At 42.7% G+C, this 20,644-nt stretch carries 20 protein-coding genes and 1 pseudogene; 6 read left to right on the top strand and 15 right to left on the bottom strand.

Annotated features, from left to right (window positions below):
- Positions 1–63 precede the first annotated feature (63 nt).
- From NX722_RS02960 to NX722_RS02950, 3 genes and pseudogenes are all read right to left on the bottom strand, one after another.
- Positions 64–1,200: pseudogene (locus NX722_RS02960) on the bottom strand (IS1634 family transposase); the annotation flags it as partial.
- A gap of 205 nt (positions 1,201–1,405) precedes the next feature.
- A complete protein-coding gene (locus tag NX722_RS02955; RefSeq protein WP_262566655.1) occupies positions 1,406–1,804 on the bottom strand; it encodes a VOC family protein in 399 nt (132 codons plus the stop codon).
- A gap of 22 nt (positions 1,805–1,826) precedes the next feature.
- Positions 1,827–2,120, bottom strand: a complete 294-nt coding sequence (locus NX722_RS02950; protein ID WP_262566654.1) for an antibiotic biosynthesis monooxygenase family protein — start codon at positions 2,118–2,120, stop codon at positions 1,827–1,829.
- Between the two features lie 200 nt (positions 2,121–2,320).
- Between NX722_RS02950 and NX722_RS02945 the strand changes: the two genes are divergently transcribed.
- Entirely contained in the window at positions 2,321–2,488 is a 168-nt protein-coding gene (locus NX722_RS02945; protein ID WP_262566653.1) for a hypothetical protein, read from the top strand.
- Positions 2,489–3,411: 923 nt separating this feature from the next.
- Positions 3,412–4,674, top strand: coding sequence for a group II intron reverse transcriptase/maturase (gene ltrA, locus NX722_RS02940; protein WP_262565434.1), 1,263 nt, complete (start codon positions 3,412–3,414; stop codon positions 4,672–4,674).
- A gap of 92 nt (positions 4,675–4,766) precedes the next feature.
- On the opposite strand, the gene NX722_RS02935 is transcribed toward ltrA, so the two are convergent.
- The 3 genes from NX722_RS02935 to tnpA form a co-directional block, all read right to left on the bottom strand.
- Positions 4,767–5,234: a hypothetical protein gene (locus NX722_RS02935; RefSeq protein WP_262566652.1), complete on the bottom strand. Its 468-nt coding sequence runs from the start codon at positions 5,232–5,234 to the stop codon at positions 4,767–4,769.
- Between the two features lie 506 nt (positions 5,235–5,740).
- The gene (locus NX722_RS02930; RefSeq protein WP_262564376.1) at positions 5,741–7,378 is read right to left on the bottom strand and encodes an IS1634 family transposase; all 1,638 of its coding nucleotides are present in this window, start codon (positions 7,376–7,378) and stop codon (positions 5,741–5,743) included.
- Between the two features lie 331 nt (positions 7,379–7,709).
- Positions 7,710–8,132, bottom strand: a complete 423-nt coding sequence (gene tnpA / locus NX722_RS02925) for an IS200/IS605 family transposase (protein ID WP_262566651.1) — start codon at positions 8,130–8,132, stop codon at positions 7,710–7,712.
- Positions 8,133–8,151: 19 nt separating this feature from the next.
- Between tnpA and NX722_RS02920 the strand changes: the two genes are divergently transcribed.
- Complete coding sequence (locus NX722_RS02920) at positions 8,152–9,387, top strand: ISL3 family transposase (RefSeq protein ID WP_262564907.1); 1,236 nt, start codon at positions 8,152–8,154, stop codon at positions 9,385–9,387.
- Between the two features lie 521 nt (positions 9,388–9,908).
- Here NX722_RS02920 and NX722_RS02915 read toward each other — a convergent pair.
- From NX722_RS02915 to NX722_RS02905, 3 genes are read right to left on the bottom strand one after another with little or no spacing between them, the layout of a single operon-like run.
- Entirely contained in the window at positions 9,909–10,514 is a 606-nt protein-coding gene (locus NX722_RS02915; RefSeq protein ID WP_262566650.1) for a DUF4326 domain-containing protein, read from the bottom strand.
- A 1-nt stretch (position 10,515) separates the two neighbouring features.
- Positions 10,516–10,956, bottom strand: a complete 441-nt coding sequence (locus NX722_RS02910) for a DUF488 domain-containing protein (RefSeq protein ID WP_262566649.1) — start codon at positions 10,954–10,956, stop codon at positions 10,516–10,518.
- A gap of 11 nt (positions 10,957–10,967) precedes the next feature.
- The gene (locus NX722_RS02905; RefSeq protein WP_262566648.1) at positions 10,968–11,585 is read right to left on the bottom strand and encodes a dual OB domain-containing protein; all 618 of its coding nucleotides are present in this window, start codon (positions 11,583–11,585) and stop codon (positions 10,968–10,970) included.
- A gap of 1,812 nt (positions 11,586–13,397) precedes the next feature.
- Here NX722_RS02905 and NX722_RS02900 point away from each other — a divergent pair.
- Positions 13,398–13,712 (top strand): hypothetical protein, encoded by a 315-nt coding sequence (locus NX722_RS02900; RefSeq protein ID WP_262566647.1) that lies wholly within the window; start codon positions 13,398–13,400, stop codon positions 13,710–13,712.
- Positions 13,713–13,785: 73 nt separating this feature from the next.
- On the opposite strand, the gene NX722_RS02895 is transcribed toward NX722_RS02900, so the two are convergent.
- Positions 13,786–14,376 (bottom strand): ankyrin repeat domain-containing protein, encoded by a 591-nt coding sequence (locus NX722_RS02895; RefSeq protein WP_262566646.1) that lies wholly within the window; start codon positions 14,374–14,376, stop codon positions 13,786–13,788.
- 384 nt (positions 14,377–14,760) lie between these two features.
- Here NX722_RS02895 and NX722_RS02890 point away from each other — a divergent pair, with 384 nt between their 5' ends.
- On the top strand, positions 14,761–14,889 hold the full coding sequence (locus NX722_RS02890; RefSeq protein WP_262566645.1) for a hypothetical protein: 129 nt from the start codon (positions 14,761–14,763) through the stop codon (positions 14,887–14,889).
- A 266-nt stretch (positions 14,890–15,155) separates the two neighbouring features.
- Here NX722_RS02890 and NX722_RS02885 read toward each other — a convergent pair whose 3' ends face one another.
- Positions 15,156–15,740, bottom strand: a complete 585-nt coding sequence (locus NX722_RS02885) for a hypothetical protein (RefSeq protein WP_262566644.1) — start codon at positions 15,738–15,740, stop codon at positions 15,156–15,158.
- 464 nt (positions 15,741–16,204) lie between these two features.
- On the opposite strand from NX722_RS02885, the gene NX722_RS02880 reads away from it, so the two are divergent.
- The gene (locus NX722_RS02880; RefSeq protein ID WP_262563592.1) at positions 16,205–17,197 is read left to right on the top strand and encodes an IS30 family transposase; all 993 of its coding nucleotides are present in this window, start codon (positions 16,205–16,207) and stop codon (positions 17,195–17,197) included.
- A gap of 129 nt (positions 17,198–17,326) precedes the next feature.
- Here NX722_RS02880 and NX722_RS02875 read toward each other — a convergent pair whose 3' ends face one another.
- The 4 genes from NX722_RS02875 to NX722_RS02860 all read right to left on the bottom strand — a co-directional run bounded on the left by NX722_RS02875 (position 17,327) and on the right by NX722_RS02860 (position 20,080).
- A complete protein-coding gene (locus NX722_RS02875; RefSeq protein ID WP_262566643.1) occupies positions 17,327–17,626 on the bottom strand; it encodes a hypothetical protein in 300 nt (99 codons plus the stop codon).
- Between the two features lie 98 nt (positions 17,627–17,724).
- Positions 17,725–18,045 carry a DUF413 domain-containing protein gene (gene maoP / locus NX722_RS02870; RefSeq protein ID WP_262566642.1) on the bottom strand — a complete coding sequence of 107 codons (321 nt, stop codon included), beginning with the start codon at positions 18,043–18,045 and terminating at the stop codon, positions 17,725–17,727.
- Between the two features lie 137 nt (positions 18,046–18,182).
- Positions 18,183–18,641, bottom strand: a complete 459-nt coding sequence (locus NX722_RS02865; protein WP_262566641.1) for a hypothetical protein — start codon at positions 18,639–18,641, stop codon at positions 18,183–18,185.
- Positions 18,642–18,697: 56 nt separating this feature from the next.
- Positions 18,698–20,080: a Fic family protein gene (locus NX722_RS02860; RefSeq protein WP_262566640.1), complete on the bottom strand. Its 1,383-nt coding sequence runs from the start codon at positions 20,078–20,080 to the stop codon at positions 18,698–18,700.
- Between the last annotated feature and the right edge of the window lie 564 nt (positions 20,081–20,644).

The raw sequence follows: 20,644 nt of genomic DNA, 5'->3' as shown, positions 1-20,644 counted from the left end.
TCCTGAAAGGCTATTTCTGTTGCAACCCCTCATTTTCCATCAGCCAACCTGTAAAAGCCCCTAATATTCATAGTGGTCGGGAACTGTCCCATCAGCAGGACGGCCTTTGGTTTTATAGCAGGGACTCTCGATGATCTCAGGTTCAGCCTGGCAGTATACGGACTGTTTTTGCCATAGCTTGAAAGCTTCCATGGCATCCGATTCGCAACAGAATGGCTTCTTGCCCAATTTCTCAAGTTCCTTGAATTCCTTCAGGGACTTTTTCTGCATACGCCTTGTCAGTGTCTTCTGTTCTGTTTTCTGGCTTTGATTATTTCGAAACAGTACCCAACGTTGTACGACACCTGCATAGTCAGACAGAGTTTCTACAGATTCGTAATGCTCAAACCCTTCAACCTCAACCATTGAGCGCAATGGCGCACTTTGAACCAGTTCTTTGGCTGCACCAATGTTGAGAGGAACTCTGGAGATAAACAACTGATCCTGCTGACTCAGTTCCTGAACGGTTTCAGCCACATACAATGCGGCATCACCGATGAAGTAACGGGCATTAAGTGCCGCTTTGAAGCTCTTTATATGCTCAGAAACCACTTGTTTGAAACTGGTCTTGTCCGTCACATTACCGCTGGCTGCTTTCATAAACATCGGAATGCCTGCCCGGTTTTCGGTCAGCAGGAGCAATATGGCCTGGTTCAGATCAGGACGATGATCTCGGCTGTAGCCCTTGCAAAGCCTGATGCAATTGAGGTCTTCGTCACTGACTTCCTCCTCGCTGTTATAACGGCCATCGACGTGAAATCCTGTGCCATCAAGGTTGAGTGCATCACATGGCAATTTGAGATGCGTAGCCACCTTGATAGCCAGCTCAAAATAGACTTTACTGACACCCAGTTCAAACAGTTCATCCAGTGCTCTTCCAAGAACTTTGTCGTTTATGTGCTCGGGCTCAATCCCCTCTCTGATCAGTTTATCGAGGGGTTTATTGGAGAAGAACTGAGGGAACATGTGGAGAGACTGCCCCGTAAAGCCGAGGCCATTGATAATCATCGCGACAACGGCCTCACCGTGGGAGATGTTCCATTCGTCAGATACTTTGGGCGCGCGCCTGTCGATATGGTCGGCAATGCCCAGCTCTTTGCACATTCCAGCCACTAGACCGAGATGATCCATGACCTGAGAGCGGTATTGAATAGGAGGCATAACAAGGCTTCTTGATATTTGCTTATCTGATAGATAGCAGGTATTAGAAAAATGTCATGTTGGGTGGTGAATGTCGGGCATACATATTCTATCCCTGATTTATAGAAGCACATAACGCCTGCTTCAGCCGCGTGCCGAAGGCACGTCGGGTGGAGGGGCGAAGCCCCGGAACGAACTGCAAGCATTTGTTATGTGCGTGGCTGAATTAAGCTGACCACTCTCTATTTTGTAAAACAACTCTATAGCCATCTATGTCTTCATAGGTTTTACCGGAAACACCCCAGTAATCGTTGTAGGGTTCCACTTCAATAAACCCTGCATTGATCATTTTCTGGCAACTATTTTGCCATCCTTCTGTGTCAGGTAAGTAAAAAACAAGCAGATTATCTTTTGTTGGAGCTTTACCAACCTTTGTGCCTACATGATGTGTAAACTCAAGGTGGTAGTTGTGATTTTTATGACCTATGATTGAACCATCAAAGCCGTTATGACCAACGAACTCCCCTAACAAGTCGAAACCAAGCCCATTAACATACATTTTGGTTATATCAGATAAGTTATCTGTTGGTCTGGCAACTCTCATTTTAGCTGTTTTAGATATCATTTTTTGACCATTGCTTCATTGCTTAAACTTCTGTTTTATAATCGTGTAAGATTTCAACAATTTGCACTTGATAGGATTTATACCATTTAGACTTCCCATTGATTTGAGCAAGTTTGTGTTTTTCATCATTTTTCCAAGCATGAATTTGTTCTTTTGATTCCCAATAGGAGATTGCTATTTCAAAATCACCTTCGGAACATGAATCAAATCCTTTGCAGCCATATTTTCCAAAGGCAAGATTTCTCATTTCTTCTGCTGTAGAAAAGTGCTCTTCGTCAAGATTTTTTATTTTTGCCTTAAAAATAACTGCAAACATACTCTCTCCTTGATTTATAGAAGCACATAACGCCTGGTTCAGCCGCGTGCCGAAGGCACGTCGGGTGAGCGAAGCGAACGAACTGCAACCATTTGTTAGCTGTTCCTTCCAAACTGTGAACTCGCGCATTTTTGCCCAATATTATCGACTCTGACCCATCCACATACTCTGAACTAAAAATGCCACAAGTTTTACAGACCATGAGTTTATTTGCCCCAGAAACAAACCCTGTTGCCTATTCTGGCGTTGCACGAAGGAAAGAAACTCTGAACCTGCTTGCCGACCACAAAATCAGGAGGTGGTGCGAATGGAATGAGCCAAAAACTCTTGATTCGATGGTCGGCATTGCACGCTGGAAAAAGCAATAAGCCTGATCGCCAGATTGCACAGAACCAAAGAAGTCTTTTGCTGATGAACGCTACCGCCTACCAGCAAAGATAAAACTTACAGTACATTCCTTTGCGCATCTAGGGCTGAAATGGATGAAAAATATACGACAGTTTCCAATCGCTAACTTTGTACGCAGAGAATACTGGTTTCAGGTCTTGATTTCGAGGGTTATATGAGATGACAACAGCCTTTTGCTGTAGAGGAAGAAAAGGTACTGAAGTTTAGGAACAGCTAACGCCTGGTTCAGCCGCGTGCCGAAGGCACGTCGGGTGAGCGAAGCGAACGAACTGCAACCATTTGGTACGCCCGGCATGGGCATGAACTTATGGGGTGAAAGTCCCCTGTGGGTAAACCAGCATCGGATCTGGAGCCGAATAAGCCCACCGATGATAACCACTAGCTTAAGGCAAGTGCAATCTCACGAGGGGTTGTGCGGAGGCAGTCTGACTGCAAAAGTGCGAGCCGACGGACAGAAATCGTATACAAGGCCGAGTCTCGTGGGCGAGTGAGCCAAGGATCACAAAGCCCTCTGGTTTGAGAGATACGGTAAATGCGGCGGTTGTGTACTGAAAGTTCATGCTCTTATCCGGGGAGGTCTGTTCAACATGCGATTGGTCAATCCCAGTTCTCAGCCACTGGTTACAACAGGCTCGGCGGACAGGGTTCATCACCCTGTTCGAGCAAACCCGATGACCACCAATAGCGCCTGCAGAAGTAATTCTGTGTGGTGATTGAACAGAAGTCAGCAGACGTCATAGTAGTTGTTCGACAGAAGTCGTTAATCCGATTGGAAGTCGTCAACGAAGGACTGAACACCGACGAAAAGAGGAGACTGATTCCCTCAACACAGTGCAGCCGTCCGGCGACTCACTGGAGTTGGCGAAAGAATCTTTAACCAGCTTTGAACCACGATCTACTGAGTTGCGCACTGGAACCTGCCAATTTGCTGAAAGCATGGAAACAAGTCAGAAGTAACAAAGGGGCTCCCGGAATAGATGGGATCACCATTAAAGCCTATCCTGACTTTGCCCGTCAGCACTGGCCTTCAGCGCGCCAAGCCTTACTCAATGGGACTTACAGACCATCTCCCGTCCTTCGGGCTGTTATAGAAAAGCCCGATGGTGGAGAACGGTTGCTGGGCATCCCGACAGTCATGGATCGAGTGATACAACAGGCCATTGTGCAGGTATTATCACCCATCTTTGATCCTGACTTCTCTCCCAGCAGCTTCGGTTACAGACCGGGAAGGTCTGCACAAGACGCTGTACAACAGGTTAATCGATACATTAAGCAGGGGCTGCATCAGGCGGTTGATGTTGATCTGAGTAAATTCTTTGATACGGTCAGCCATGATGTTCTTATGTCGAGAGTCTCTCGAAAGATTCACGACAAGCGTCTGTTGAAGCTGATTGGCCGCTACCTTCGTGCTGGCGTCATGGTTGATGGGCAATGCTACCCAACCCGGGTAGGTATGCCACAAGGCGGTCCACTTTCACCGCTGCTGTCGAATGTCCTTCTCGATGACCTGGACAAGGAACTGGAGTACCGGGGGCATTGCTTCGCACGCTACTGCGATGACTTTGTGATCCTCGTTGGCAGCCAGCGAGCCGGGGAGCGAGTGATGGAAAGCATCACACGTTACCTTGAGCGCAAGCTGAAACTGAGGATAAACCCGACAAAGAGCAAGGTGGTGAAAGCTACCGAAGCTGAGTTCCTGAGTTTTACCTTCACAGGGAAGCGAATCCGCTGGTCGGAGAAGAGTCTGAACCGCTTCAGGCGAAAAATCCTGAAACTCACCAGCCGAAGCTGGGGAGTATCGATGGAATATCGCTTGAAGAAGCTGGCCGAATATATCCGGGGCTGGATGGGTTATTTCAGGATAACCGAATATTACAGTCCTATACCGCGACTGGATCAATGGATACGTCGGCGGATTCGCTGTTGTTTTATCAAACAATGGCGAAAGCCGAAAACCCGTTACAGAAATTTGATCAGGTTAGGTGTTGATCACATCAAGGCCGCCTCGATTGCAGCCAGTAGCAAAGGGTATTACCGGCTAAGCAAAACCTATGCGGCACAGTTAGCATTAAACGACAGTTTTCTCAGTAAACTCGGGCTTGTTTCCCTGAAAGACTTGTGGATCAGGTTTCACCACCCTCGGTGAATCGCCCGGTGCGGACCCGCACGCCGGTGTGATGTGGGGGCTGGAGGTTAGAGACCTCCGGCTACCCGATTTATGTGGCGACTAGATTGCTATTACCAGAATTGATACCACGGCTTAACTACTGGAGGATTGGCAAACGAGAGAATGGCCTGAATATTTTTGATGGCGTTGTCTCTACCCTCTTTATCGTTATGATGAAAATATTTTTCAAAAAACACATCTTCAGCTTTGGCATCTTCTTCGTGATAGCCATAGTACCGGAGCCAGGCATCGGTAAAGTCAATAGCTTCTTCCTCTTTGAGGTGAATGAGGAAGTCATTAACAGCAATTTGATGCTTAATAACGGATCGCTCAAGAATAGCGCAGGTTTCTGCTTCATCGACGGTCTTTCTCTGAAGGATGGCAAGTTCTTCATTGAACGCTTCCTGAAGTTTGGTGTTAGCAGCCCAGCGGGTGTTATAGAGCATCTGGATAACAATGAAACGCTGACCGACGACCCCGGCAATCAAAGCACCGAGAATGGTAAACCCGCCAGCGATGAAAATTCCTGTGTAATTCATTTTTTGTACTCCTTTTTGGGTGGTTTTATCGGGATTCTTATCGGGGGAGCAATAATTCTAACGATTCAGGATTATTGGTTTCGTAGAATGTAAGCCACATAACGCCTGCTTCAGCCGCCGCCGTAAGGCGGTCGGGTGAGCGCAAGCGAACGAACTGGAAGCATTTGTTATACGAATCCCTCTTAACAGCTACGTACCCTCATTAACATTATCAAAATATTCCTACATTTTTTGGAACCATTAGTTCAAAAATGGTAACTACTAAAAAAGTGCAGCCAGGAATCTCTTTTAAACACTGCTCACTGATTTTACTGGGGTGTAGCCGACCCCTTTGAAAATTTACCTACGAATTCAGAGAAGTTACCCAAAATGTGAAGAAAAAAATTGTAAACCCTGTATTGCAAACTAGGATTCTATGTTCGCAATATAAATCATTAAACCGCTTAGGGGCGTTGATATCCATTATGCCTGTAAACTTAGACTGGAACCGTCATTCAGCACCTATATCAGGAATAAATCTCTTGGTACGGTCGACCAAGAATTGAAATGATGGTTAATTGCCTCTCCTGCAAGCCAACGACATGTTTTTCATGACCATCGACCAATAAAACATTAATTCCCTGAAAGCAAAAAAATACCCAGCGTGCAGTCGGATTCTGATAGGGCTTTCGCTTCATATCCGGAAAGAACCTACTCTGACGCTTTAATTCATGCCTGATTCGATGCTGTATCGCTGCGTAGACTAACAGGCAAAGCGTCATCACCATAAGCAACGCTTCTATACGTTCCGGCTTCTTTAAAAACAGCGAGGAGACCAGAAATTCAGGGCTTTTAAGAAACCGAAATCCACGCTCCACCGACTGCTGTGATTTATAAGTGCTCAACACTTCTGCTGAACTTAGCCGGCTCCTGTCCAGATCATTTGTTGCCAACACAAAGCACCCCAGGGAAGCCTCTGCTACTTTACGACAGTCAACGGATACCCAAGGATGACCGCTGACATAATACTCCACGCTATCTGGTTTGCTGTCTTTCTCCGGACGTCCCACTTTGGTATAGCATGGTTTTGTCGTAATTACAGGTTCTGCCTGACAATAATTGCTTTTTGATTGCCACTCATTGAACGCACGCAATGCGTCCGTTTCACACTTGAACGGTTTCTTCGCCAGCTTGCTGGTCAGTGCTTCCGCTTCTTTTTCTGACTTTTTCAACAGTTTTTTGAGCAGTGTTTTCTGTTCGCTTTTCCGAGCCTGTTCACTGCGAATCAGAACCCACCGTTGAGATACATCCGCATAGTCGGACAGTACTTCGCAGCTCTCATAACCTTCGGCATCTTCAACCGGTGTCATCGCACAAGAAGCGACACTGTCCACAAGCTCTCTTGCGGATTTTATTTTAGCCGGAACCCGGGTGATGAACTGTTGCTTTTGCTGATGCAATATCTGTACATTGTCTGTTGTATAAAGTGCAGCATCGCCGATCAGGTAACGATTATTCAGCGCCTCTTTGTAGCATTTCAAATGCTTGCTGATGACTTTTTTAAAATTAGTGTTGTCGTTTATATTGCCACTGGATGCGGCCATGAATACGGGAATACCCGCCTGATTTTCAGTCATTAGGAGCAGTATCGCCTGATTTAATTCAGGTCGGTGATCTCTGCTGTATCCACGACAGATTTTAATGCAGTTCAGATCTTCTTCATCGACTTCAGACTCACTGTTATAACGACCGTCCACATGAAAGCTGGTTGAATCAAGATTCAGAGCATTACACGGCAGTTTCAAGACATTAACGGCCTTGACAGCCAGTGATAAATAGACCTCACTTACACCCAGTTCAAAAATTTGATCCAAGGCTCTGCCGAGTACACTTTCGTTGATATGTTCCGGCTCTATACCCGGCCGAATAAGTTTATCCAGTGGTTTGTCGGCGTGAAACTCAGGGAACATGTGGAGTGTGCGAGCAGTGAAGCCCAGTCCGTTAAGCAGCATTGAGACAACGGTTTCTCCGAAGGAAATCTTTCTGGTTTCAGATTGGTTGGGAACCAGAGAATCCAAGAGGTTAGCGATCCCGAGCTCTTTGCACATACCGGCCACCAACCCCGTATGGTCGATGCGTTGAATGTGAAATTGATGAGGTTGCATGGCATATGCTCAGTCTGAAAATTTTTTACATTTTAGATGGTTTTAGGAAATTCTCAGATTAAGTGCTGAATGACGGCTGTAAACTTAGACTGGAAAGATACCTATTCTTCACCTGAGCATGCCAATGTTCGTTATCGAAGCTTTGCCCGTGCATCATACGGTGGTTGGGCTTATGTACTCTCAACAGATGCACACTACGTTCGGAGGTTAGCAAAGAATAATATAGTTCACATATTAACAGTTTATGGCTGGCAAAGTTAACTGACCTCCGGCATAGCCGGAGGCTTATCAGATTACGCCCTCTAAGGGCTTTTATTGCGCCCAAGGGCGCTTACCAGTCAAGATCATACTGATCTCTATTTCCATCATTCTTTTCTTGATCTCGGATATATGCCCGAACCACTTCTTCATCAAGTCCTACTGTTGAGACAAAGTAACCTCTTGCCCAAAAATGCTCTCCGTTAAAGTTACGCTGCTTGCCTTTGAAATTTTTCGCAATCTCTATTGCACACTTTCCTTTCAGATATCCAACGACATGAGATACCGGATATTTGGGTGGAATACTGATGCACATGTGAACATGATCAGACATCAAATGCCCTTCGAGAATTTTGCAGCCTTTCCTTCTGGCAAGCTCATGAAATATTTCTCCGAGAAACTTTCTCAAATTCCCATAGATTACCTTTCGTCTTCTCTTTGGGATAAAGAGGCTCTTCCTCAATTTGAGTGGGTGATTTATTATATTCTGAAGCACTCAATGCAAGGATGCACCGATGCGTGATAAGCAACTCTATTCTCAAATACTGGGTATTGAGTCTCCTTGGTTCGTTTCTGAAGTTGAATTGTCATTACAGGATCAACAGGTTCGGGTATTCATTGAACACAATGGTAAAAAGGCCTGCAAATGCAGTGTTTGCGATAAGCCCTGCTCTGGCTACGACCACATCACTCAGAAGTGGCGTCATCTGGATACCTGTCAGTTTCAGACTATTCTAGTTGCCAGGGTTCCACGGACCCAGTGCCCTGAGCATAAGGTGTTAGCCATCAATGTGCCCTGGGCTGAATCTGACTCTCGATATACAGCTCTGTTTGAAGCCCTTGTTATTGACTGGCTAAAGGAGGCAACTACGAAGGCAGTTGCACGACAAATGAAGCTTGGTTGGAATGCCATAGACGGTATTCAGCAGCGTGCAGTGAAGAGAGGACTGGCTCGTCGTGATGCTAAGCCACCAAAACGAATCGCTGTTGATGAAACCTCATTTCAAAAGCATCATGAATACGTCACAGTGGTCACTGACCACGACCAAGGCGTTGTTATTCACGTTTCTGATGACCGTAAAAGTGACAGTCTCAACGAGTACTTTGACACACTGCCCTATGACCATAAAGAGGGGATCGAATGCGTGACGATGGACATGTCCAAGGCTTACATCAAGTCAGTCAGTGAGAATGTTCCAGACGCAGATCAGAAGATTGCATTTGATAAGTTTCACGTTGCTCAGTCTCTGGGTAAAGCTGTCAACAAGGTTCGGATAGAAGAGAACAAAGCCCTTGTAAACCAAGGTGTAGAGCTGCTTAAGGGGACTCGCTACGACTGGCTGACTAACCCTGAAAACATGTCTGAAGAGCAGTGGGATAACTTCGAACCACTGAGAAACTCGACACTTAAAACAGCTCGCGCCTGGGCCATCCGGCAAATGGCAATGAGCTTATGGAATTACAAGTCCAGAGCTTGGGCAATCAAGGCCTGGAAGAGGTGGCTATGCTGGGCGCAGAGATGTCGGCTTGAGCCCATAAAAGAAGTTGCCAGAACGGTCAAAGAGCACTTGTGGGGTATCATCAACGCTATTGTCCTTGAGGCTAATAACGGTCGAGCAGAGGGAGTGAACAGCAAGATTCAGAGTTTGAAGAATCGGGCTTGTGGCTTTCGAAACCGTGAAAGATATAAGACAGCGATCTACTTTCATCTTGGAGGCTTGGACTTGTACCCCACTGGCGTACGTCGTTGAAAACTACCCACTTAAAACAGGGAAGAACCGATAAAGACAATATGGTACTTACAATCCCAACGCGTATGAGCCAAACTCTTGTAGTCTCTCATTGGTTTTACCTTCAATTTTCTTGGTCGGAAACTGAAGGTTAGCTACTGTCGCTACGGTTAAACCTATGAGAGTCTCCCCGGCATAGCCGGGGGTTTATCAGTGTTAATTATAATGCTGGAATTTTTGCTGACGCCCCACTACCAGTATTATTAACATGTGAAGAAATTGAAGATTTCAGAGAAAGTAGTGGACCTTATTTTGATATGCCGGTAATCGATGAAGAGGAGGATGAGTAGCTGATACGTCACCCTCGCAAATACAAGTTTTTAAGTTTCAATAGACTTTATAGGATAGGGAGATCCTATGTTTTCTGGTTACTGAAATGGATGTTTGTATTTCAATTGTGCTAGTTGTTTAGACTCTATTCGTATAACGCCCAAATCAGCCGCCGCCGAAGGCGGTCGGCTGGATTTTTTTGTTAAGCGCCCTTACTTTCCGTCATCCCAGCTGTTGAGATAATCTGCCAAAACATCACCATGGCAGCTAGCAGGCTTACAAAAACAGCCAAGCCTTTTTCCTGTTAAGGAGTAGACTTCTTCTTTTTTTAAATGAGGAAATTTATCAAAGTCAAAGTCGTATTTGAACTTTCGTATAACCTCATCTCTATCGTCACCGTCTTCATACATAGAATGAGGGTTTCCCCATTTTGAACCTCTTCCAATGTACTCGTAATCAACAGTGCTATTAGTTCCGTTGTACTTTTTATCTTGTTTTATATTGACAACGCGTGTGATGGCGATTTTAACTTTTCTAAGTGGGATTTTTTCCTCGTTGAGAACCTTCACTTCTTCTGTAAATTCCTCACCGTCATCAAATACTATTGCATGAGTGATTGAATGGCTTTGCCAGTCATGGGTTTCTATGAGGTCAACATTGTTAAGATGTTCTTCATTTGTTTTTTTAATAAAACCGTGATGATCACAAATAGTTACTATAGAGTATGACTGCAAGTTTGAGAGTATGCGCAACACCTTTCTCTCAAACTTAGGAAAGCACTTGAAAAGCTCTGGATATAGAATTAAAACATGATTCATATTAAAACAAATGCTTTACTTTGAGGTCAATGTCAGAATGCTCATTTAGGTATTCAACAACTAAGCGTCGATGACAAAAATGTGGCTCGTGTTCGCTACAGAGCAAACAACCATTTTTTAAAATATTCTTGTTAATGTTTTTTTCTATATTTCTTTGTGACATTAAATTCAAAAAGCTATCTTCATAGGACTGCCATGTAATTTCTTGCTTTTTATAGGCGTTGAGTATTTCCTTAGTTGGAGCAAGCTCAGGTGCATGGTGATATTCAGCATTACAAAGCTCTCTAAGGAAAAACTTTAAGTCATCTCTTTTAGCAAATCCAGCAAGCTGTGAAACATTGTTTAATCTTACATCAATCAATGTTTCAACTTTTGATGCCTTTAGAAAATTGAAAAATAATTCTGCATTTTTCTTTGTAAAACCAATAGTATAAATATCCATGAGCACTCCATTTAAAAAATAGTTGCTACTATTTTATAACAACTTCCTTCAAAATTCTCCCCAAGACTAATGCATAATATCCCATTTGTTTCTTGACCACTGGCTAGGATAGAGTCAAAGTTTGGGTCAGTTACAGCTAATTCATAACCAATACCATTGTACTCAAATGAAGCACGACGCTTTTCATATTGATTCTTGAAGAGATTCAGGTTGTCCACTTCGACCAGATAAAGCGACTGCTCTATTTCTACCTCGCCATTTTGTATAAACTGAAATGGTACGCTACTACCTTCACCCCATAAATCATATGGATGATCTAGAAAATTCTGAAGCTCATCTTCCGTTATTCTGTATCTTTGTTGCCAAACCCCATCCCCAACTAAATAGTTTTCCGGTTGATTTTCAAGCGGAACATGTTGGCTTAAATATATTTCAACTTTTTGAAGAGGTCTGACATTGTTATAAGTTCCGTGAGGGTTTTGGTATCTTACTTGTGCATGCGATAGCTCTGCTCCACTTGGATTAGATACTGGACGAACCCAATTACCTGTTCTTATGCATTTTCCAGCTACACAATGTTGCGAATGCTTATAAGAGTTTGCTAACACAACGATAGTTTTATTTACCATTTTTACTCCGATGGTGAATTTTTGAAGCGCTTAACGCCTTTATCAGCCGCCGCCGAAGGCGGTCGGGTGGATGAAATTGTTAGGCGCATGGCACAGACTAAGGAGAAGAGAATGTACGTCAGATCACCTGCAACCGGAAAGCTGTTGCCTACTGTAGTGAAGTTTCACAGTCAGATTCGCAGATTCTTTTTTATGCCCTATCTGCGAGTCGGCTATATAGCTGGCGGAGTTGGTGGGACAAAGTTCTATGAACATTGGATGTATCCCTCAGAACTGGTCAGAGGAGAAACTAACTTTAGCGCCTAACGCTTGAGTTAAGCCGACCGCCGTAGGCGGATCGGTTTGAACGAATTGTTATGTTGACGATTTGCACAGGAGTAGAAAGTTGCAAAGCGAGATATTGAAGCCGGTACTGAGATACCTTGTCCAGTGCGAAAAATTAGCGCCATCGCTGACACCGATACAGATTGGAATTTTGTTGGTATTGATGCACGAAGACAGACCAATGGATTATATGGAAATTGCCAGCGAGCTACGGATCACAAGAAGTATGACCTGCAAGAATGCAAAGTTCATGCTGGCTAAAAATGGACAAGATATAATCCAGCGGAAGGATTATAAAATCTCACTGACTGACAAAGGAAAGCTGTACTGTAACAGCTTGGTCACAAACACTACCCACTTTCTTACTAAGGAGTTGGGTAAGTCAACATAACGCCTGGTTCAGCCGCGTGCCGAAGGCACGTCGGGTGAGCGAAGCGAACGAACTGCAACCATTTGTTATGTGGCGGTAACTCTTTTGCTTGATTTTAGTTGCTAGCTTTTTCCGACACACGACAGTGAATAGGAATTTTCTTTAACTTCAGTTAATGCGCTGATAACCCGACTTACGAGTACATTTGTATATGATTATTGCAGCAGTTGTCACTAAAAGAACACCACCACCAATTTGGCCAAAAATTATGCCAAATTGACTATTATGGTCTTGGTCACTATTCCGACAATCAGGCAAGCAATTAATCGGTTGACATCCAGTGTTAGTATCTAAAGCAGGAAATTCAGAATAAACTGTGCTGTTTACACTGCATGTGTCACAACTAACTGAGCAGTAATTTTGGCGATCATTCATCTTTATAGAGTAGTTACAAGTTTCCGATGTAACTGGGTTAAAACATAAGCCGCTGGCAGATGCATAACTATCTGCTTCACTTAATTCGCATGAGATAAAATTTGTTATATTACATCCATACAACTGGTCATTAGGCTCTAATGCAGTTATTTTATTTATACAAGTATCATAACCACATATACTAAAACATCGAATGTTATCAGGTGAGCACTCTGCGTATTGAAGCTGAAACTTAATCATAGTTGCGTTACAAGACGGACACTCGATACTATCTGATGGCTTGAATAAACTGGATGTTGCAGAAAAATTACAATGTTCTTTTGTGTTAATATTAATGCACCTTCCTTTACCGATGCACACACCTGATTCATAGCAATTGCATTCTGTAATAACTCTGTCTACACAATCATGAAATTGATACTTCACGCCGTCACAGGCATTGGAGCCCAAGATAAAGGATGCATTTCTGTTGTCAGACTGAACAGGGCTCCCAAAAAACACAACAAGATACAAGAAAGATAGGAATCGAAATTTCATGATATAGCTCAAGTAATGTGACCCAGCAGAAAACACACCTGAGTATAGTCATCAATCATGAAAGTCAGGAAAGCAACATAACGCCTTTATCAGCCGCCGACGAAGGAGGTCGGCTGGATGAAATTGTTAGGTGCAGGAGCTTGACTATGAATACTAAATTTTCTGAGTTCATACGGAACGCAAGCCCAGAGGAAAAGAAGCGAGTGTTTATGAAAGTGATGGACGATGTGAGCAAAGCACAACAGGCCGTGATTGATAAAGCACATAGGCTCGATGTTAAAGACCAGCAATGCGGTTGCTATTACTGCTGTGAAATTTTCAACGGTAATACAATCACTGAATTTGTTGACGGTAGTAAAACTGCTATCTGTCCGTTATGTGGAGTTGACTCAGTAATCATCAAAGTGACTGATAAAAACGAGTTGAAAGAACTGAATACTAAATGGTTTGGTAGCACCTAACGCCAACTTCAGCCGCGTGCCGTAGGCACGTCGGGTGGAGGGGCGAAGCCCCGGAACGAACTGGAAGTTTTTGTTATACGCGTGCTTCCAATATTTCTACAATGCTTAATTGATTTGCTTTTTCTGCAACTTGTAATGCGGTCAAGTTCCAGCAATTGGTCATATTGAGATTTGCACCATTTTCAATAAGCCAGAGTAGTACCTCTTCACTACCATTTCTTGCAGCTATATGTATCGGATAGTCATCAAGATCATCTGGTGTATTTATTTTTTCTACAATTTCATGAGCTGCCATTTTTTTTGTTAGATATATTATTTGCTCTATATCATTATATTTTGATGCTTTAGATATAAAGTCATGAATATTTCCATTATCGTAACTTATCAAATTGTTATTGTTTCCAGAAAAAATGCTACGAAATGAAGGATATTGATTTAATTGTTTTGTGATTTCGATGTCGTCAGTGAGTGACTGAAATCTAAATTTTATGTATCTGGCAATTTGCTTTTCAATATCGCCATCAGCACTTTGTATCGCTTTAGCCCAGAGTCCATTTCTAATGTATCCAGATGCCATCTCAGAGAAAATTTGAGAATATATTTTTTCCTCCACTTTTCTACCAAGGGCTTTAGTTAATTTATATTTGCCAATTATTTTTTTCATTGAGCCATCTTATCTTATTAGATGAAAGAATAAATTTTTGTGAAAAATAATAGCAAATATCTAGTTTTTTTCATTTCTAAAGATATTGTACGAGCGTATAACGCCTGGTTCAGCCGCGTGCCGAAGGCACGTCGGGTGAGCGAAGCGAACGAACTGCAACCATTTGTTAGCTGTTCCTTCCAAACTGTGAACTCTCGCATTTTTGCCCAATATTATCGACTCTGACCCCAGCCACATACTCTGAACTAAAAATGCCACAAGTTTCACAGACCTTGAGTTTATTTGCCCCAGATACAAACCCTGTTGCCTATTCTGGCGTTGCACGAAGGAAAGAAACTCTGAACCTGCTTGCCGACCACTAACTCAGGAGGTGATGCGAATGGAATGAGCCAAAAACTCTTGATTCGATGGTCGGCATTGCACGCTGGAAAAAGTAATAAACCTGATCGCCAGATTGCACAGAACCAAAGAAGTCTTTTGCTGATGAACGCTACCGCCTACCAGCAAAGATAAAACTTAAAGTACATTCCTTTACGCATTTAGGGCTGACATGGATGAAAAATATACGACAGTTCCCAATCGCAAACTTTGTACGCAGAGAATACTGGTTTCAGGTGTTGATTTTGAGGGTTATATGAAATGAAAACAGCCTCTTGCAGTTGAGGAAGAAAAGGTACTGAAGTTTAGGAACAGCTAACGCCTGGTTCAGCCGCGTGCCCAAGGCACGTCGGGTGAGCGAAGCGAACGAACTGCAACCATTTGTTAGAGTTCGCCCTCGGTTAATTGTCTTCAAATTTGGCTTTTAATCTCAAGTACATTTCATACTCTTTCTTTTCATTTGATTTTCTCTGAAACTCATCATATTGAGAGCGTAGAGGATCATCAAAATCCATGAAGTCAGGAGTTTTTACCAGCATCCATTGCTCAGATATTTTTCTCCAAAATTCAGCTGCCTCTAAAACAATTTTCTTTTCAGTCAGATCTTGATCTGAATAGTACTTTTCTGTATCAACATAAGGTAATACATTTTTCGCATTTGGATGCCACCAACTACTGTAACAATCGCCAAACTTGCTATAAGCATCACAAAGAGGTTTTATGAACTTTCTATGCATCCCCTTATCTAAAGTGAATGCGTGAATTTTGAAAGCTGCAACAAGCTCAGGATTTTTACCAATGACATATCTTAAAAGCATGGAACCAGTTTGGTCTATTGGACTGGATTGATACCAAGATTGCTTTTTTCTTGAAATATCAAACCATACAGCACCGTTATCATGATTCTTCAAATCAAAATCAATAATATCGATTTCAGCTACGTTGCAACTCTTCCAAATCTTATAAATTCTATTCCACTCTCTCATTATTAATCCTGATAAACGTATATTAGATACGAAATTATAGCAATATACTCGTAGAACTCTAACGCCTGGTTCAGCCGCGTGCCGAAGGCACGTCGGGTGAGCGAAGCGAACGAACTGCAACCATTTGTTAGGTGATCAATACTCCTGAATCTCTTCCCAGCTCAATTCACCTTTTTGTACAGGCTCAATATTTGAGTAGAACGACCACATTATTTTTAGTTTGTTTCTTAAACCATATTCGTAGATTTCATCATTCACTTCGTACTCGATACAGGTCCAATCATCATCAAACAACTGATATTCTTCACCAAGATAAATCTTGTCAATACCTTCTATGTAAAGACCTGAATTCGTATCATAAGTGCATAACCTCTGTAACCAGAGGATTGTTTCAGAACCTTTGAAGTGAATCAGAACTCAGGGGTATTCTGTAAAGCAACCAAACCATACAGAGGAAGCCAAGGATGGCCTATACACACCTGAGCTCTGAAGAGAGATATTATATCGAAACTGAACTCAAAAATGGGACTTCACAAAACAAAATTGCTAAAAAGCTTGGCCGTTCACAGCCTACCGTGTCGCGAGAAGTAAACCGCAATAAAGGGCAAAGAGGGTACAGGCACCAACAGGCTAATCGCACAGCTCGGCAGCGGCACAAAGATAAGCCAAAAGCTATTAAGCTGACAGACGACATTAAACAACGTATTTCAAACGATATCCGTTCAGATTGGAGTCCTGAACAAGTGGCTGGAAGGCTTGAAAAGGACGGTGTAATCAAGCTGCATCATGAGACGATTTATCAATTTGTAGCGGATGATAAACGGCGCGGAGGCTCGCTCTATAAGCACTTGAGGCACCAGAAAAAAACTTATCGAAAGCGATACGGTTCAGCTCATAACCGAACCGGTATACCAAATCGGGTTGGCATTGAAGAACGCCCCGAAGTGGTCAACAACAGAGAGCGAGTTGGTGACTGGGAAGCTGATACTGTAATAGGTAAAAATCATAAAGGAGCCATCGCTACATTAGATGAACGAAAAACCAAGCTTCGCCTTGCTGTCCCTCTACCAGGCAAGAAGGCAAAAGCGGTTAAACAGGGAATAATTGACGTACTCAAGCCTCTGAAAAGGTTTGTAAAGACAATAACATACGACAATGGAAAGGAGTTTGTTCAGCATGAATCAATTGCCAAAGCTTTAAAATGTGACAGCTACTTTGCTGCCCCCTACCATTCTTGGGAAAGAGGCCAGAATGAGAATGCTAATGGTTTGCTAAGGCAGTATTTCCCCAAGTCGATGGAGCTTAATGGCGTGACAGAAAAAGATGTCATCATTGCAGTGGATAAGCTGAACAACAGGCCAAGAAAGTGCCTGGGCTACAAGACTCCTTATGAGGCATTTAAAGAGTCAACTGGAATAGATGCAAGAAAAGTCATGGGTTATGCACTTATGACTTGAATTCAGGCAGAATCAAAAGCTTGAGAAGCAGAATAAACCAGAGATTTTATGCCCCAGAGACAGACGCTGGTGTTTGCGCTGGCGTTGCACGAGGGAAAAAAACACTGAAACCGCTTGCCGACCACAAGCTCAGGAGGTGATGCGAATGGAATGAGCCAAAAACTCTTGATTCGATGGTCGGCATTGCACGCTGGAAAGTGCACCGCCCTCTCTCGCCAGCTTGTACTGAACCTGACTTGCTGAGTTTTTCTGCTTTGCTGAAAGCAGCTCAGAACCAAAAAACTTGACGACAAGAACACAGTAACGGATGAAAACCATTAACTGAACTCTGGCTACAGCTAACGCCTGGTTCAGCCGCGTGCCGAAGGCACGTCGGGTGAGCGAAGCGAACGAACTGCAACCATTTGTTAGGCTGAAACACAGAACCATCTAAGTTTGCTTGTGCAGCTAATAATAACAATTATTTCGAACCATCCGTTAGATTTTATATTCTTATACTCTACATTGAGGGGTGATTTTCAAATTAGTCATCGGTTACGGAATAAAATACGTACATCTTTTGGTGGCTTGTTTGGCTTTTCAGAATATTCTTTTCTAATGCTCAAAACACGTTTCCAGATTAGTTCATATTCTGTAGTAGCTTTTATTTTTCCACTTGCTGCACTTATAAAATGTTCCTGCTCTTCAGTAACTGGTTGCAACGATCCGTTCATTAAAGCTTCCATCCATGCGCCATATTTTTGTAAAACATTTCGTTCTCTGACTGTTAGAAGCCATCCAATTGAAGCAATATCGGATAAAGATTTCCCTATAAACTTTATATGCTGTTCTCTTTTAGATTTATCCATCAAAAAATGCAAGCCTGTAAGAACTGCTTTGTTTGGTTATAGTTTGACTTTTGAATAGAGCCTAACGCCTGGTTCAGCCGCGTGCCGAAGGCACGTCGGGTGAGCGAAGCGAACGAACTGCAACCATTTGTTATGTGCTAAATGTGATACTTGATTAAGGATTCTTTGAAAGCTGCAACTCTATGCTTTTTATCTTTTGTGTGAAAGAACCCTTCATCTGAGAATGAAAGACCCATTCTCTCTGCGATTTCATTACCTGCTTGGAGGTTTTCTTTATATTTTTTATCGATTTTTCGATAATGACTGATGTGCTGCGTTACCTTTTTTATTGTCGGTACTTCTTTGTAAGATGGAAAATAACCAAAAATATAATGGAACAGAACCAATAATCCAAGAGCCAACGAGGAGCTGTATTGTTCTATCACTGCTGCAAACAAAATCATAGGGCAGAATATTACAATTGACAGAACAGCAGATGCAGGGTTAAGGCTGAAGAAGTAACAACCCCAATTGCTCTCTACTTTCTTGTGTTCTGATTTTGTCTGATCAAATCGAACTAGAAATTCTTGCAGATGCTTATAATTTATCTTTTCCAATTGATGCACATTACTCTCTTAGGCACATAACGCCAAAATCAGGTGCGCCGTAGGCGTCACCTGGATTTTTTTGTTAGCTGCGTTCTCCAATTTTTTTGGATAGAATCTTTATCCATCATGTGGAAAAGCCATTCTCTTCCATGTTTCTTTTTTTCAAAGATATTTAGGTCAACCAACCCATTTAGTACAGTTGCGGCAGTATTATATGAGCAACCAAGATTTTCTTTAACACTTGATGCAGTAAAAGCACTAGCCATACCACTTTTTGCCACCTGAAAAACCACTTTTTGTTTTTCTGATAGCTTTTTATAGAAACCTGAAGACCAAATCCATTGATTGAAACTTTCAATATCATCCAAGGATTTTTTATATGCATCCTTGAATTTGTTGATTGCTCTATGAATAATCCCACATTGATATTCAATAAAATATGTTAAATCCATACCGTCAGTTTCAGTATATAAATATGACTTTCCATATTTTACAGGAGCAGCTTTTAACAGAACGCTTATAGCAATATACCGAAATGCCGCATAATCATTTTTAAACATAAACCAGTAAAACAATGATCTTGCAACTCTTCCATTTCCATCCCGAAATGGATGTTCAAAACCTATTGCAAAGTGTAATGCAACAGCCTTAACTAGCGGGTGAAGATAATCAGAACTATCTGCATCATCATGGCATTGATTTATCCAATGGCATAATAATTTAAAGCGCTTCCGCAAACCTTCATGAGATGGCGGGGTATGAACAGTTTCGCCATCACTATCTACAACTACGACATCATCAGTTTTTCTAAATACACCTGGCGTATATTTATCGTCATCAATGTCACTAACACCAAACCTGTGCATGTCACATATCAAATCTATAGTCAGAGGCTTATCCCTATTTTCCCATGCAAATTTCATCATTATATAATTCCCAAGAATCATTTTCTCATCGGAAGTTCTTGGTTTTCTCTTTCTCTTGAGCATGTCTTTTGCTACAAGAGTGGTTGTAGCGGCTCCTTCTAACTGACTACTACTAATAGCTTCATCTTCAATAAGGTCATTAAGAAGATATTCAAAATGTTGCTCTTCTCCGATTTTGCTACTCATCCACTCCAATGCCGCTGTAGTTGCATTGCGATCAGTATGTGAGATAGTTTTTTGAATTGAAGGAGTCAGCATGAGGTTGCATAGCCCTGTTGGCTCACCTATTGGCAACAAGTTCACATACTGACTATTTCTAGACAGCTTTGTTAAAGACCAAGCAATCCTGACATCTAAATCTTTTTCGACCCTGTATCTGAACTCATCGAATGGCAAATAGCGACCTTTACCATCCAGTGGTTTGTAATAGCTAAGATAGTCTCCGAATTTTTCTGGACTATTTTCAGATATTTCCTCGAATACACTTGGGTTTAGCGCATTAGTTGGTGGTGCCTTGAACATTATTTATCTCAAAAAAGTATAATATTGAGATATATTAGCTCAATATTTCTATCATGTCTCAATTTTCTTTGGTTTTGAGATATGCTGGTAGCAGCTAACGCCTGGTTCAGCCGCGTGCCGAAGGCACGTCGGGTGAGCGAAGCGAACGAACTGCAACCATTTGGTACGCCCGGCATGGGCATGAACTTATGGGGTGAAAGTCCCCTGTGGGTAAACCAGCATCGGATCTGGAGCCGAATAAGCCCACCGATGATAACCACTAGCTTAAGGCAAGTGCAATCTCACGAGGGGTTGTGCGGAGGCAGTCTGACTGCAAAAGTGCGAGCCGACGGACAGAAATCGTATACAAGGCCGAGTCTCGTGGGCGAGTGAGCCAAGGATCACAAAGCCCTCTGGTTTGAGAGATACGGTAAATGCGGCGGTTGTGTACTGAAAGTTCATGCTCTTATCCGGGGAGGTCTGTTCAACATGCGATTGGTCAATCCCAGTTCTCAGCCACTGGTTACAACAGGCTCGGCGGACAGGGTTCATCACCCTGTTCGAGCAAACCCGATGACCACCAAT

Source organism: Endozoicomonas gorgoniicola, assembly GCF_025562715.2.
Taxonomy (GTDB): domain Bacteria; phylum Pseudomonadota; class Gammaproteobacteria; order Pseudomonadales; family Endozoicomonadaceae; genus Endozoicomonas_A; species Endozoicomonas_A gorgoniicola.
This window is presented reverse-complemented; position numbering and strand designations above follow the sequence as displayed.